Origin of the sequence: Nonomuraea solani (assembly GCF_900108335.1) — a bacterium.
GTDB classification, from domain to species: domain Bacteria; phylum Actinomycetota; class Actinomycetes; order Streptosporangiales; family Streptosporangiaceae; genus Nonomuraea; species Nonomuraea solani.
Genome location: NZ_FNVT01000031.1, coordinates 1 through 13,755 on the forward strand (window position 1 = coordinate 1; position 13,755 = coordinate 13,755).

Genomic DNA, 13,755 nt, shown 5'->3' on the forward strand with positions numbered 1-13,755 from the left:
GCCTGGCTGAACGCCTTCACCGCCACCCACGACCCACCCGCACACCCGGCCTGACCCGCCGAACCCCAGGTCACCGCCGCCCTCGACGGTCCCGCACCGACACCCGCGCTGCCGCGCCCACCCTCGCTTCCGACCCCTGAAGGACACCGGACAGGCCGCGACCCCGCACGCGGCGGCTTCACCATGCCCAAAAGCGCGCCCTCACCTGCACATCCGGCCCTCGTCGAGGAATTGGACCGAAAAATGATCAGGCCAAGTCACACCGTGGATTCAGGCTAAGTAACCGCGCCATCCCAGCACAACTGGACCCGCAGACTGGCGGTAACTCAACAAATCCACACGATCACATAACGGCATCACGGATGGAGGCTCACGTAGGTACTCTCAGGGGCTCGAGGGCGGCTAGGACGAGGTCGAGGCCGAAGGTGAACTCCTCCGCCGGGTCGTAGCCGGCAGCGGCGAGCACCGCGGCGGACTCGTTGAGGTAGGGGAACTCGTTAGGAGGAAGCTGGGGCAGGAAGACGTCCTCGGCCATGTCCGCGAACTCATCGGCGGTGTCGAACGGCAGGCTGGCTTCCTGCAGGGCGAAACCGTAGACATAGCTGTCGAGCAACCAGTTGGCGTGCGTCGCCATCAAGACCGGGAAGCCGGCCCTTCGCAGGCAGGCGGTGACCGCTTCGCGGTGGCGGAGGTTCGCGGGCCCCGGCGATGTCCGCGACTCCATCAGGCCGATCGCCCACGGGTGGCGTGCGAGAACCTGTCGGACGGATACCGCCCGACGTCGCATCGCTGACTGCCAGTCGGTCTCTTCGGGCGGGAGCTCGATCTCCTCGAACACGACGTCGATCATGGCGTCCAGCAACTCCTCCTTGCTCGCTACGTAGTAGTAGAGCGACATCGCGCCCGCGCCGAGCGCGCCGGCCAGCCGGCGCATGCTCAGCCCTCCGACCCCCTCGCGGTCGGCGAGCCGGACCGCCTCGACCACCACCCGTTGCTTGCTCAGCGCCGCGTCTGTCGACACCTGGCGTTGTTCCCTCGCAGACACGGGTCTCCTCTCGCTCGCTCGAGCGGCTTGACAATCGTCCAGCGCACGGTCATGGCACAGCGTACTACTCGTAGTACAGCGTACGACGTACGATGTACGAACCAGCGAGAGTCGTGGCTCGGACGTGAGGAGGCTTCTGTGGGAATCGAACAGCGATCGAGTGCCGGAGTACGCCTGGCGCCGGGGGCGAGTCCGCCGGGGCGACGACGATGCGGGCCGCCGACCGGCACCGCTACGGCCTGCCCTCAGCGCTCGAGTCGTCCGAGGTCCGGGCTACCGCTGCCCGGTCGAGGCGATGTGCTCGTCCAGGTGGGCGCGGCCTCGGTACATCCCTGCCGCCACTCCGGCGGAGGGACCGCTCCTCTCGAAAGAAGTTCCGATGACCATCCGAACGAAAACCCCGAACCTGCTCGACAACCCGCCGGTCCCCGTGCAGGCCAAGCTCGCCGCCGCATGGACCAGCTTCATGTTCCTCTACATCTACGTCGACTACTTCCACCTCCACAAGCCCGGCATCATCGACAACCTCCGCGCCGGCGTCGTCTTTGAGTTCGACATCAGCCCGACGTTGTTGACCATGATGCTCGCGTCCGTGGCGATCCCGGCCCTGATGGTGATGCTCTCCATGACGCTGCCCGCCCGGGTGAACCGCGCCACGAACCTCGTCGTTGCATCGCTCTACATCCCCTACTCGGTGGTCAACGCGGCAGGGGAGTCCTGGAACTGGGCCCCCTTCTACGGCCTCTCCATTGGAATCGAGGTGCTGCTCCTGGCCTTCATCCTGCGCTCCGCCTGGACCTGGCCTCGAACCCCCGCCGTCCCAGCCGGTCCCGCGACGACCGACCTTCGACAGGACCTTCGACAGTAGGTGTCCGTGTAAAGCCCTACGGCGTGAAGCCCGCCGCCGCGGGCACCGGGCCGACCGTGACCAGCTCAGTCGCGGTATACGCAGAGAACCTGCTCACGAGCGGTCCGGTGTCCGCGCCAGCCGCGCCCGTAAGCCAAACGGTGGCTGACCGACCAGCAGACCTCATCCAACCAACCGCAACGACGAAAGGGCATTGGCTCGCTTAACGCACTCTAAAGACCACGCTGGCTCGCTACACGGCACTGGAGCCGGCCGAGCAGGGAGTGCTGGTCAGGCCCGGATTGTAGGTGGCGCTGGAACTGCGATGAAGTCGGTGATTCTTTACTCGGCCTGAGGGCGTTTCGTGTTCCGTGACTTAGTGCAGGTCGGCTTGCATGGCAGATGTGAGTTCTGTCAATCCTTTCGCCGAAATGGCTGCTGGGGTATCCGTCCCTGATCCAGATGCTGGGGGTCACCGTCCTGGAACGGGACCACAGCACCATCTCCGACTTCGGCGAGACGGGGAGAGCTCGCTGTGAAGGTAACCAAGTGACGTTCGCGAGATTTCGGCAAGGCGACTGACGGGGGAAGCGCATGAGCCTGGTGACGCAATGGTCGTCGCAATTGCCCGCCACCCATTTCGAGCAAGGCTGGTGGCGCCGCGAAACCTTTCTCGACGACCTACGGGCGCTGGTTCGCGACGCTCCCGACTCGCTCGCCTACCTACAGGCCGGCAGCGCCGACGAGGAGGCTCAGGCCATCACCTTCGGCAAGCTCTCCGATGCGTGCGAGCGACTGGCGGCGGCGCTTTGGGCCCGTGGCGTGCGGCCGGGAGACGTCGTCGCCTACCAGCTTCCCGACACGTGGGAAAGCGTCGCTCTCTGGTTGGCATGCAGCCGGATCGGGGTGGTCGTGACATCACTGCGGATCACTGCGGGCCTCCGCGAACGCGACCTCATCGTTGAAGGCACGGGAGCCACCCTCTTCATCTTCTCGAACGTGCTGGCCGATGACGTATCCGCGAGGAGCGTCCCAGTGGTCGCTCTGAACGACCTACTCCGTCAAGCCGAGAGCCTGGGACCGCTGGCACCGTCCGACCCTGCGGCTCTCGGCCCTGACGACATCTGCCAGATTCTGTTCACCTCGGGCACCACCGGCCGGATCAAGGCCGTGACGCACACCTACAACACCCTCTTCGCTGGCCTTCGTCCAGTGATCAAGCTGCTGCCCGCCGACGGACCCAACGCCTGCCTCGCCCCGCTGAGCGGCACCTATGGCCTGGCCTTCAACGTGCTCGCGCCGCTCGTGGCCGGGCGCTCCACAATGCTCCTGCCCGTGTCCGATGCCGAGGCGTGCCTGGATCTGATCGAACGGCACCGCGTCCGGTGCGTGTCCTCCAACCCGACCTACTTGAACCCTCTGCTCAAGGCCCAGCGCCGTCGTCGCAGAGATCTGTCTGCGCTGGGTGCGATCGTCACGGCTGGAGCGGCGATTCCCGCCCCCATCGCAACCGGGGTCCGCGCGGAAATGTGCCCGGTGCTGGTCAATGTTTTCGGCATGACAGAGGGCGGTGTGCTCTGCGCGACGTCGCCCTCCGATCCGGCCGACCGGGCAGAGGACGGCATCGGCCGGCCGTTCGCCGGCGTCGACGTCGAGCTGCGCGACCAGCGCCCCAACGGGGCCGGCCGCCTGCACGTCCGGGGTCCTTCAATGTGCTGCGCCATGGTGGACCTACGGACAGGGGAGACCCTCTGGGACTCCTCCACCGATGAAGGCTGGTACGACTCCGGCGATGTGGTCCAGCAGGATCAGCAGGGCCGACTGCGCTTTCTGTCACGCGTGGCCGATCGCATCGGGTGGGGACACCTCATTCCCATCTCCGAGGTGGAAGGCGAACTTCTCAACCATCCAGCGGTGGCCGACATCGCTCTGGTCGGCGTGCCGGACCCCGACGGCCTGGAGGCGGCCTGCGCGGTCATTGTGCCCGACGGCGCCCCGCCCTCCCTGGAGGAGCTGCATGCCTACCTACGCGCCCGAGGCATGACTGAAGGCTACTTGCCCGTGCGCTTGGCGATCGTCTCGGCCCTGCCGCAGACCTCAACCGGCAAGGTGGCGAAGTCCGCGCTTCGCGAACAGGTCATCTCGGGAGGGTTGAGTGCGGATTCTCTCTCATGACATGACATCCAGGCGGCAGTCTCGACTCGACAGTGGTTGTCCGAGGCGGTGCGGACGGATTTGCGACCGTGGGCATCCGGCCCGTGTCATCAGAACGACATCTCCCCTGCCTGCCCCGCTGGGCGCACGCCTGCGACGGCGAGCACCTCGACCGGCTGCCGGCCGTCAAACCCGCCTACGACCCGCACGACCTCGTCCGCAACCCGCAAGGAGACGGCAGCCAACCGCCGACAAGCGTAATGCCATGACCGGGCGCCCCTCTGTCCTCCTCACCACGTTGCAACGCCCCCTCGGGCCGCGTTGCCTTCCATGAGAGGCATTTTCCAGATGGATCCGGAACTACAACAAATAAACATGTGGCGCCGTCGGCTCGCGGAAACCGAAGCCGGACTCACCGCCTACGTAGCCGCTCGTGGCGATGCGGAAGCACTGGAAGCGCTTCTGCCGATAAAGGCGGCCTTCCTGCGCGCGCTGCCGGCCGATGATTTCAACCCGTCGGCATGGCAGCGCGCGTTCTTCACAGCACAGGCGGCCATGGAACGTTTCGTCGTTCGCCGGTTCGGTCACCAAGGCGTAGCAGAGTTTGCACGACATGTCGGAAAAATCTATGGGAAGGTATCCTATTCTGGGCAAGGCGGCGCCGGCGAGATCATGGAACGCATTGAACGCCAGGCGGCCAGTTACCGATCTGAAGTGGAGCTAGGGCCCGTCAGCGACACGCACGGTGTGCTTGAGATCCAGCATTGCGCCATTTGGGATTATCGAGAGCGGGCTCGCGACTCCGGGATGGAGCTGGTGCTCGATTCCCCCTGCCAATACTGCACGCATCTGCTCAGCTCGATGATCGCCTCCGCCCGCTTGCGCGCCTGTCATTCGCTGAGGAGTGCGCCTGACGATCCAGGCTGCCGGTGGGAGGCCAAGGAAGCCGGCGATGGACAAGAGGATCTGGCATGGCCCGAAACCGTGAGGCTGATGGAGGACGACGTAGCCCGGCTTCCCATGATCCAGGTACGGACGTTGGTGGCGGCCGCGGATCTGGACCTCACGGTACGGTTCTACGAGGAACTCCTAGGCCAGCCATGCAACCTGCGCTTCTCCTACGCCGAACGGGAGTTGGAGGTGGCGGCTGTGGGGCCGGTGCTCGTCATCGCGGGCTCCGAAACGGCCCTGGCGCCGGTACGCGACGCCGACGCGACGCTGCTGGTGCCATCGCTCGACGCCTATCTCGCCCGTGCAACGGAGATCGGTGGCCGGGTGGTTGAGCAGCCGAAGGTGGTCCCCTCCGGTCGAAATGCCCGTGTACGGCATCCCGATGGGCTCCTCGTCGAGTACGTGGAGCACCTTGGGGAGTAGGCATTCACCTAGCGTGGCTGGCCGACCAAGCCGCCACCTACACCGCCGCCCCCCTGGCTGACCCCCAGGCCCACGACTGGGCCGTGTGCGACTACCGGATGTGGCTGCTGCGCGATGGCCCCGCCAAACGCAGCCCCGTCTACGTCGACTCCGCCCTCACCGCCCTTTGAGATTGGGCCATTCGGTGACGGTGATCACCGCGTCCACACCATCCGCCGACCTGGACGCCTTCCTGGTCCTGGAGCGCACGAGGGAGTCGTAGGTGTCGCCGGTGCGCTCCCGTTCCACCCCCAGCGACCGCGCCCACGCGTCCGGCTCGGCCTGCACCACGACACCCGGCTGGTCGGCACCTGCAGTCCGCTCGATCTCCATGAAGACGCCGGCGAGCTCGACCTCGTCCACGCACACCCCAAGGCCGTCGACCGTGGCAGTGCGCCTGGTCTTGACGATCCGCACGGTCGGCCGGAACCCCATCAACATGATCGCCTGATGCATCTGCGCCCGGTCGGTGACTTCGCTCTCGTACTCCAGACACGCCTGCTCGATGGCGACCGGCTTCTTGACCGTGAACAGGTGCTGGCCCTCCTGGGTCCGCAACCGCGCGAACGCCACTCCGATCTTGCTCTGCCCGTACTCCCAAGCGGCGCCTTGACCATCAACCTGCGTGCTTCCGGCTTCGAGTCGGGGTAAATGCTGATCCTGAACGTGTTGTATCCCGCGGCACACTGCCATGATGTCCGGAAGCCCCAACTCATCACGATCGTCAGCTTCCCCTGAGAGCTCGCACAGGCTACAGCGATCTTGTATGAGCTCCCCACCTCAGCTTGCCGACCCATTCGGTCTGATCACCGGTGCCGGCGACATGATGCAGAAGCACCTTGCCCTTCGTCTCCTTCCGCAGATCCGTTAAGGGCTGTGTCGGAGGAGCGCTTGCCGACCGGGAAGGCGCAGAAACACCAGCAGACGGGTTCGAATCCCCAGATAACCGAACCGAGCAGGCGGTCATGAACGGCAGACCACGACGAAACCGACCAGGAACTGGCCGAGCCGACTGGAATGAAGATCAGGAAGCATCACGGCGAGCACTCTAACGACAACACCCCTATACCGGGCCGAACACCCGCGCCTTGGCCACAGGGACGCTCACGCCTGTGGCGCTGACGCTCTCGGCGGCCTCAAGGAGGGATGCGGCGGTTGCGGTGCTGGTCGTGGTGGTGTGGTGGTAGCCGAGCATGGTTGCGATCACCGACACCGTCTCCTCCATCGCCCGGCTCCTCGGCGTCAGCCTGCTCCACGATCTACAAGTACGTGCCCGAACTCAAGCCCGGCAGCGTCCAGCAGATCGAGACTGGCGACGCCCCCGCATCACCACCCGAACTCGCAGCAGCCACCCCGCAGGAAGAGCACCTGCCATGACGCCATCTGTTTCACTCGACGACTTCGACAGTCCCGAACACCTGGCCAAAGAGCTTCCCGCGGTGCAGGCGTGCCTGATGGCCCAGGCCGACCAGCGACAACAGCTACACGCCGACCGGCTTTCACGGCCCGGTACTCCTGAAGCTGCCACCAAGTGCAATAGTTCTCTGTCCATGCGCTGAAATTTCGAGGTCGAGCCGATGAACCAGGGCACCCATCCCGAAGAGCTGCCGGCCGAGGTCCTGGACGACGTGGCCAGCGTGGTCGGAGCAGAGGTCACTCTTCTCAGTCGCCTTCCCGGAGGCGTCAATGGGGGTGCCATCCGCGTCCAGTTGGCCGGAAGGGCAAATGCAGTGCTCAAAGCAGTGCCCCGGGCACACCCCAGCCACCTGGATGAGACGTTGCGGGCCCAGAGAGTGGTCGAGCACATGCGTAGGCGCGGCTATCCCACCCCGGCCTGGCTCGGAGTGGGGGCCACAGCCACTCATGTATGGCATCTGATGGACTTCGTTGACGCGGCTCCCGCGCCAGATCTGACCCCGTCCCTCATTGAGCAGCTGATGGAGATCATCGAACTCCAGGCCGGCCAAGCCTCCGAGCCCTACGACCACTGGTCGTACGCCTGGCGGGTCGCCACCGGTCAGGAATCGGCTGTCGCCGGGCTGGATTTGAACGAGACGCCGGAGCAGTCGCGTCTCCGCCAGTCCGTGGCCAGGCTCTCGGGGTATTCCTCCGTGGTGTCGGCCTTGGTCGAGCGCCTGCGGCTCGTGTGTGCCGACGTCCCACCACCACGAGAGGCACCTGACATGGTCCATGCCGATCTCTCAACCCCCAGCAACATCCTGGTCCGTGACGGAACGGTGGTGGCGGTCGTGGATATCGGGAACGCAGGCAGCGGCACGCGGGCGACTGATCTCACCGCCCTCGTGTGGTCCACCTTCCAGGATCCGCTGCTGGACGGTGTCCGAAGGCGGCTGTGGACGAGAATCCTCGACCTGGTCGGCTGGGAGGGGGCGGCGGTGCTCGCAGCGGCACAGATCCTCCTCATGCTCGAGGTCCCCATCCGTCACGGGCGCCACGATGTCGTTCCGGGAGTGGTCAAGCGCGGCCATCGCGCCCTCGACGAGCTGAACGCGCTTCGCTGACCCTACGGAGGGCGTTCGCGGAAACCGGCCCTACCGTTCCGACCTTCACATTCTGGTGCAAGCCCCGGACGGGACCATGGCCGCGTCCGCGATCATCTGGCTCGACGAGCACAACCGGACCACCGAGTCCGAACCCGTCGGCACACACCACCGCTATCGGCGGCTCGGCCTGGGCCGTGCCCTCCCAGGTCCCTACCTGGCGCACCTGCTCCGGACCGGCCCCGCCCGACAACCGTCCGCCACACCCTGCCGCGTAGAACCAACCGCCGAACCGCGGCAACCGCCTGTAACCTGCAAGGAGCGTCATCATGGAGTACGTCCGTCTCGGCACCACCGGCTTGAAGGTGAGCCGCCTCGCCCTGGGATGCATGAGCTACGGCGACCCCACCGCCCCCGGAGCCCACCGCTGGGCGCTGACCGAGGACAAGGCCGGGGCGTTCTTCCAACAGGCCGTCGAACTGGGCATCACCTTCTGGGACACCGCCAACGTCTACCAGGCCGGCACCAGCGAGGAGATCGTCGGCCGCGCCATCCGCGAGTATTCCCGGCGCGCGGACATCGTGCTCGCCACCAAGGTCCGTGGGAAGATGCATGACGGGCCCGGCGGTGAGGGACTGTCTCGCAAGGCGATCCTCGAGCAAGTCGACGCTTCCCTGGCGCGCCTCGGCACGGACTACATCGATCTCTACCAGATCCGCCGCTTCGACGATGAGACGCCGGTCGAGGAGACGATGGAGGCATTGCACGACACCGTCAAGGCCGGCAAGGTCCGCTACATCGGCGCCTCCTCGATGTACGCCTGGCAGTTCGCCAAACTCCAACACGCCGCAGACCTCGGTGGATGGACCCGCTTCGCGTCCATGCAGAACCAGTACAACCTCCTGCGCCGCCAGGACGAACCCGAACTGATGGCCATGTGCGGCGACATGGGCGTGGGCCTGGTCCCCTACTCGCCCAACGGAAAAGGCCGCCTCGCCCGCCCCGCCGGCGAACAGAGCACCCGCTCCCGCACCGACCACGTCGTGCAGTCCTTCGACAACCCGCACGACAAACCGGTCATCAACACCGTGCAGCAGGTAGCCGAAAGCCGAGGCGTGCCCATGGCGCAGGTCGCTCTCGCCTGGGTCCTGCGCAACCCGCTGGTCTCTGCCCCCATCGTCGGCGCAACCCAGCCCCACCACCTCCAGCAGGCCGCCGACGCTCTCACACTCCAGCTGACCGACGAAGAAACCGCAGCCCTGCAGAAGCCCTACGTCAACGCCGGTCCGTCCTGGTTCTGAGCACCGCTTCCCGAAGCGGTGATCTTCCATCGAGATCAGGGTGAAGGACCGAGGCGCCGCATACCCATACCGCTCTTCACACAACGTGGCTGATCAACTACTGATGTTCAGGAGGATGCGGGGCAGCGTTCTGGAGGGGGCATCTCTCGCAAGAGGGTGTCCGACCGGCAGCAGCTGCGGCGGCCGGACACCCCCCACCCTCGAGGCAGGACCATCCCGCGCCGCCGTGACCGCCGTCGTCGGCCCGAACGGCTCCGGCAAGTCGACCCTGCTCGGCGTGCTCGCCGGGACGGTACGCCCGTCACGCGGCACGGTCGGGCACGCCGCCCCGGTTCGTGGTCCAGCGCGACGCGGTCGCCGAGTCACTGCCGATCACCGTGCGCGAGACGGTGGCCAGGGGCCGCTGGGCGGCCCCTGGCCACGTCTGACGAGTGGTCGGTGGTCGACACCTGCATGGCGAGCCTGGCCGCGCGCCGGCTGGGCACGCTGTCGGGGGCCCTCCCGCGTCCGTCCTGACCCGGCGGGCCCTGGGCCAGGTGTTCCACGACGACCCGCGCCCCTCCGGACCACACGCCGCACAACGGCAACCGCGAGGTCATCTCCCGGTAATACGAGGTTCAGACACTGGCCGCTGAGCACGTCGGCGGAGGGGACCACCTTGGACATCGATCATTCGAGCATGCAGGGCAACGGCAGGGCCATCCACACCGAGGGCGGTGAGTTCGGCCGGACCGCCGGCCGGCTCCACGCTCAGATGGAACCCCTCCTGCCCTATTTCGGCAACCCTGAGAGCGACGAGGCGGCCCAGATCTTCCGCCGGGGCAAGGACGGGCATCCCGGCTTCGACGGCGCCTACGAGGACATGAGCACGGCCCTGCGCAACCTCCGCGAGTCGTACGAGGTCATCGGCGCCGCCGTCGTGGCGATGAGCAAGAACGTGCGGGGGGCCGAGTGGGCGAGCATGGCCGACAAGAACGGCGTCCTGAAGGACCTGCTCGAGTTCGCCCGGCGTGAGGACGACGAGGTCGGCGTGCCCACCACGCCGGTAGAACGGGACCGGTGAGGCGCGCATGCCCGTCGGGCTCGCGACGAAGGTCGCCCTGGGCGGTATGGCCGGCGCCGGCCTGGCAGGGGCGCTGGCGCCTGAGGTGCTGTTCGGCGTCTCGTTCCTCGACGGCGACCCGGATCGGATCCGCGCGGCGGCCGACGTGCTGGACGACCTCGCCGACGCGATCGACCTGCACTTCCGGGACGCGAACGCGGCCGCCGAGACCGTCTGGAAGACCAGCTCGGACGCGGCGGTCGACGCCTTCAGGAGGTTCTGGACCGAGGAGTTCGGCCCGGCGGTGCTGGCGGTCTCCCTCAAGCACCGCAACGCGGCCAACGCCTGCCGGGCCTACGCCGACGTCATCGAGAAGATCAATCACGCGCTGAAGGTGCTGTGCTGGATCATGACGGTGGACATGATGTTCACCATCGGATATCAGGTGCTCACCTGGAAGCTCTTTCAGGCGATCATGAAGAGGCAGGCGCTCCTGCTCAAGATCACCGCGCGGCGTTTCGTCCTCCTGCTGCTGCCCACGTTCTCCTACTGGGTGGCCGACAGCGCGGCGTACGCCACGGGCCAGGTGGCGCTGCCCCTGGGGCTCAACCTCCTGGGCGGGATCAAGACGGACCTGTCCGGCGCCGACGTCAGGTCGGCCGGCCACAACCTCACCACGTTCCGGGAGCACTTCGTGGCGAACATGGTCTTCGACGGGGTCGCCGACGGCGGAGCGGCGCTGATGGCGAAGGTGCCGGGGCTGCGCACGGTCGCCACCGCCGTCCCCCTGCCGAACGGGATGACGCTGAACACCGGCAGTTTCGTACCCCGGATGGCCGCGTCGACCTCGTACTCGATGGCCATGGACGCGCAGCACGGCGACAACCCCCTGCCCGGTTCCGAGCACGGGCTGACCGAGGAGGAGATGTACCAGAAGTTCCTCATCCACGGGACGCGCAGCCTCATCCCCCGGGTCAGGTGAGCGGGCTACCGCTCACCCTGCCCGAGATAGGGCCGCGTCACGTCCATGAGGCGCCGCGCCGCGTCCTCGGTCGCGCGCATCGACAGATCCATGATCGTCTCGGCCAGTTCCCGCGAGCCCAGCCTCATCGCCCTGGGGTCGATGTGCAGAGCGGTGAGCTGGCCTGACGACGAGACCCGCACCCTGACCTTGTCATCGGGGCTCGCCGCCTCGCCGGCGATCTCGCCGGCCAGGCCGATGACCTCGGAGAACTCCTGAGAGTTCGCCTGGAATTCCGCCATGATCCGGTCGAGCTCGAGGTCGCCGGTACGAAGATCGCGTTCCGCCATAAGGCATTATCCACCCGAACGTCACATAACTCGCGTTAGGCCGCAAAACGTAACATTCTTAACTTCGGTCGCCTACGGATTGACCACCACGTAGGAGACCTGGGGTGAGCAACGGCTCCGGCCAGTCGACCTGCACGAGCACGAGGACGCCGCCGTTGTACGGCGCCACGTTGCGCATCGTGAACCGCCCGTCGCCCAGCATCGGCGGGGGGACGTCGACCTGGCAGTCGGCATTCCGGCGGGCCGACCAGCGGTGCGCCAAGTTCGGCATCCCAACGGAGATCCATCCGCACACCCTTCGCCACAACCCCCCGCCTGTCAGGCGGGGGGTTGGATGTCAGCCGGTTGCCGGGGTGCCGCGTGGCCGGCTGGGGACGGTTACCACGTGGCTGGTGTTCGCCGGCTCGATGGCCGAGTTTCCCGCCAGCTTGATGGTGTAGGTGTGTTCGCCGGGCGTGGTCGGCGTATCGGCGAAGCCGAACGACCCGTCGGCGGCGGGAGTCACCTTTGGCAGGGTTTTCGAGGTGACGGTGCCGTCCCAGGCGATGATCTTGCAGGAGACGGTGATCGTGGTCGGCGGGAAGACGACGCCGTCGGCGGCGAAGGTTCCGCTGAATTCGAGTCGCTCGCCGAGGACGCCTGTCGCCGGTCCGGTCACGGTGAGCACCGGCTGATGCGAGGCCACCGAGACGGCCGTCGAGGCGCCGTCACCCATGAACCATGAGTTGCCCGGCCAGTACAGCTGGTACTTGAACGTTCCGCTGGAGGGTGGGATGTCGGTGAATTGATAGGTCCCGTCCGCCGCGGTGGTGATCTCCTGGAAGGGCCTGTCGGTGCCGTCGGGGAGCCAGCGGTGCAGTTCGAGCGTCTGTACGCCGGGCAGCGCACCGGTGCTCAGCGTGAGCCGCCCGCTGAGCGTCAACTGCTTGAGCGCGGTCGCCCCGGAGGGAGCCGTCATGGTCAGGGTGGAGGCGTGGTAAGGCGAATGCGGCAGCCGCCAGAGGTGCATGCGCCCGGTGCCAGGCTCCTTCAGCACCGCATAGGTGAGTACGCCGTAGAAGGCGATGCTGCCCGCCACCAGCGCCTTCCCCTGGTGGTCGGCCGCGTAGATCACCTCCGCCGTGGCCGGGTCGTACACCACGAGTTCGGCCGCCTCGCCCGCAGAGGAGTTCCAGCCGCCCACGACGTACGCGCCGTTCGGGCTGGCCGCGACCGCGGCAGGCAGGCCGTGCTCGGGCAAGGCGCTGCTGTCGTAGGAACGGGCCCGAGCCAGGGTTGTCGTGTCCCAGGCGTCGAATTGGCGGGTATCAGCCAACGCCGACAGCGCAGCCGACCCGTCCTCGGTGAGGGCGAGATCCCGCAGGAGCGGCAGCCCGTTCGCGTCTCCGCGGATCTCGCCGCGCGGGATGGCCGAGTCGGTGCGGACGTCGTACACCCTGATGACGGCGGGGTCGGCGGCCGGTTCCCCAGCCACCAGCGTGCCCCTGGCGACGGCGACCAGCGGAGGCTGGGTCGTGCCCGGCCCGACCGGGACGAGGGTGGGTGTCGGCGTCCACAGTCCGAGGGCGACGACGCCACCCTCCCCCGCTTCGCCGCACCCGTATCCGACCCACAACCGCTCGTACGACTGGGCCAGCGTGGACGGGCACGGATAGGCGGTGAGGTCGATCCGCTTGGTGATGGCGAGCGTTGCGATGTCGATCTCGATCACTTCATGCGAATCGCGCAGCGCCGCGTACACCTTCCTGCCGTTGTCCGCCACGGACAGGGCCACGGCACCGGACAGGCCGCTGATCGTGTCGATGAGCGCGCCGTCGCTTTTGGTGACCACAATCCGATCGTCGGCGGCGACGAAGATTTTGCCGCTCTTCCCCACCACGTCGCCGCCCCTGTCGGCGGCGACGCCGAGGTCGGTGACGGTGTCGGCGGCCGAGGCGGCGGGCGCCTGAGCGACGAGCAGGCCCGCCGTCACGAGCAGGGACCCGGCCAAGGCGACTAATCGCCGGGATAGAGGAGCACGGCGAAAGGTTGATGGGCGCACAGGCACTCCATTTCTGGAGGAGAAGAAGAGAAGCGACCCCCCCGCCATGACCACGGGACGCGCTTCCGCTGACGATCTTCGTCAATCGAACACATATTCG

Annotated in this window: 13 protein-coding genes and 1 pseudogene; 8 read left to right on the forward strand and 6 right to left on the reverse strand. The window is 66.9% G+C overall.

Features of this window, described 5'->3' with window-relative positions; translation table 11 throughout:
- Positions 1-370 precede the first annotated feature (370 nt).
- Positions 371-1,021 carry a TetR/AcrR family transcriptional regulator C-terminal domain-containing protein gene (locus C4V41_RS54215; protein WP_235030971.1) on the reverse strand — a complete coding sequence of 217 codons (651 nt, stop codon included), beginning with the start codon at positions 1,019-1,021 and terminating at the stop codon, positions 371-373.
- A 403-nt stretch (positions 1,022-1,424) separates the two neighbouring features.
- Between C4V41_RS54215 and C4V41_RS54225 the strand changes: the two genes are divergently transcribed.
- The 3 genes from C4V41_RS54225 (at position 1,425) to C4V41_RS61345 (ending at position 5,420) form a co-directional block, all read left to right on the forward strand.
- Positions 1,425-1,913: a DUF6326 family protein gene (locus C4V41_RS54225; protein ID WP_103963917.1), complete on the forward strand. Its 489-nt coding sequence runs from the start codon at positions 1,425-1,427 to the stop codon at positions 1,911-1,913.
- A 573-nt stretch (positions 1,914-2,486) separates the two neighbouring features.
- On the forward strand, positions 2,487-4,067 hold the full coding sequence (locus C4V41_RS54230; protein ID WP_103963918.1) for a class I adenylate-forming enzyme family protein: 1,581 nt from the start codon (positions 2,487-2,489) through the stop codon (positions 4,065-4,067).
- 309 nt (positions 4,068-4,376) lie between these two features.
- Positions 4,377-5,420, forward strand: a complete 1,044-nt coding sequence (locus C4V41_RS61345) for a VOC family protein (protein ID WP_146104176.1) — start codon at positions 4,377-4,379, stop codon at positions 5,418-5,420.
- Between the two features lie 156 nt (positions 5,421-5,576).
- On the opposite strand, the gene C4V41_RS54240 is transcribed toward C4V41_RS61345, so the two are convergent.
- Both C4V41_RS54240 and C4V41_RS62495 read right to left on the reverse strand, forming a co-directional pair.
- Positions 5,577-6,032, reverse strand: a complete 456-nt coding sequence (locus tag C4V41_RS54240) for a CYTH domain-containing protein (protein ID WP_160150716.1) — start codon at positions 6,030-6,032, stop codon at positions 5,577-5,579.
- Positions 6,033-6,522: 490 nt separating this feature from the next.
- On the reverse strand, positions 6,523-6,672 hold the full coding sequence (locus C4V41_RS62495; RefSeq protein ID WP_160150717.1) for a hypothetical protein: 150 nt from the start codon (positions 6,670-6,672) through the stop codon (positions 6,523-6,525).
- A gap of 364 nt (positions 6,673-7,036) precedes the next feature.
- Here C4V41_RS62495 and C4V41_RS54245 point away from each other — a divergent pair, with 364 nt between their 5' ends.
- The 5 genes and pseudogenes from C4V41_RS54245 to C4V41_RS54265 all read left to right on the forward strand — a co-directional run bounded on the left by C4V41_RS54245 (position 7,037) and on the right by C4V41_RS54265 (position 11,285).
- Positions 7,037-7,981, forward strand: coding sequence for a phosphotransferase family protein (locus C4V41_RS54245; protein ID WP_103963921.1), 945 nt, complete (start codon positions 7,037-7,039; stop codon positions 7,979-7,981).
- A 308-nt stretch (positions 7,982-8,289) separates the two neighbouring features.
- A complete protein-coding gene (locus C4V41_RS54255; protein ID WP_103963922.1) occupies positions 8,290-9,261 on the forward strand; it encodes an aldo/keto reductase in 972 nt (323 codons plus the stop codon).
- A 220-nt stretch (positions 9,262-9,481) separates the two neighbouring features.
- Positions 9,482-9,756, forward strand: a pseudogene (locus C4V41_RS64970) (ATP-binding cassette domain-containing protein); the annotation flags it as partial.
- A gap of 163 nt (positions 9,757-9,919) precedes the next feature.
- The gene (locus tag C4V41_RS63640; RefSeq protein ID WP_200824898.1) at positions 9,920-10,324 is read left to right on the forward strand and encodes a hypothetical protein; all 405 of its coding nucleotides are present in this window, start codon (positions 9,920-9,922) and stop codon (positions 10,322-10,324) included.
- Positions 10,325-10,331: 7 nt separating this feature from the next.
- The gene (locus C4V41_RS54265) at positions 10,332-11,285 is read left to right on the forward strand and encodes a hypothetical protein (protein ID WP_103963924.1); all 954 of its coding nucleotides are present in this window, start codon (positions 10,332-10,334) and stop codon (positions 11,283-11,285) included.
- 5 nt (positions 11,286-11,290) lie between these two features.
- Here the strand turns inward: C4V41_RS54265 and C4V41_RS54270 are convergent, their stop codons facing one another.
- The 3 genes from C4V41_RS54270 to C4V41_RS54280 form a co-directional block, all read right to left on the reverse strand.
- Positions 11,291-11,614 (reverse strand): YbaB/EbfC family nucleoid-associated protein, encoded by a 324-nt coding sequence (locus C4V41_RS54270; protein WP_103963925.1) that lies wholly within the window; start codon positions 11,612-11,614, stop codon positions 11,291-11,293.
- A gap of 58 nt (positions 11,615-11,672) precedes the next feature.
- Entirely contained in the window at positions 11,673-11,885 is a 213-nt protein-coding gene (locus C4V41_RS54275; protein ID WP_103963926.1) for a hypothetical protein, read from the reverse strand.
- A gap of 66 nt (positions 11,886-11,951) precedes the next feature.
- Positions 11,952-13,604: a YncE family protein gene (locus C4V41_RS54280; protein WP_103963927.1), complete on the reverse strand. Its 1,653-nt coding sequence runs from the start codon at positions 13,602-13,604 to the stop codon at positions 11,952-11,954.
- Between the last annotated feature and the right edge of the window lie 151 nt (positions 13,605-13,755).

Bases quoted from the DNA above. Each gene is read 5' to 3' on its own strand.
- C4V41_RS54225 (WP_103963917.1), top strand. From the start codon at position 1,425: ATGACCATCCGAACGAAAACCCCGAACCTGCTCGACAACCCGCCGGTC.
- C4V41_RS54230 (WP_103963918.1), top strand. From the start codon at position 2,487: ATGAGCCTGGTGACGCAATGGTCGTCGCAATTGCCCGCCACCCATTTC.
- C4V41_RS61345 (WP_146104176.1), top strand. From the start codon at position 4,377: ATGAGAGGCATTTTCCAGATGGATCCGGAACTACAACAAATAAACATG.
- C4V41_RS54245 (WP_103963921.1), top strand. From the start codon at position 7,037: ATGAACCAGGGCACCCATCCCGAAGAGCTGCCGGCCGAGGTCCTGGAC.
- C4V41_RS54255 (WP_103963922.1), top strand. From the start codon at position 8,290: ATGGAGTACGTCCGTCTCGGCACCACCGGCTTGAAGGTGAGCCGCCTC.
- C4V41_RS54265 (WP_103963924.1), top strand. From the start codon at position 10,332: ATGCCCGTCGGGCTCGCGACGAAGGTCGCCCTGGGCGGTATGGCCGGC.
- C4V41_RS54270 (WP_103963925.1), bottom strand. From the start codon at position 11,614: ATGGCGGAACGCGATCTTCGTACCGGCGACCTCGAGCTCGACCGGATC.
- C4V41_RS54275 (WP_103963926.1), bottom strand. From the start codon at position 11,885: ATGCCGAACTTGGCGCACCGCTGGTCGGCCCGCCGGAATGCCGACTGC.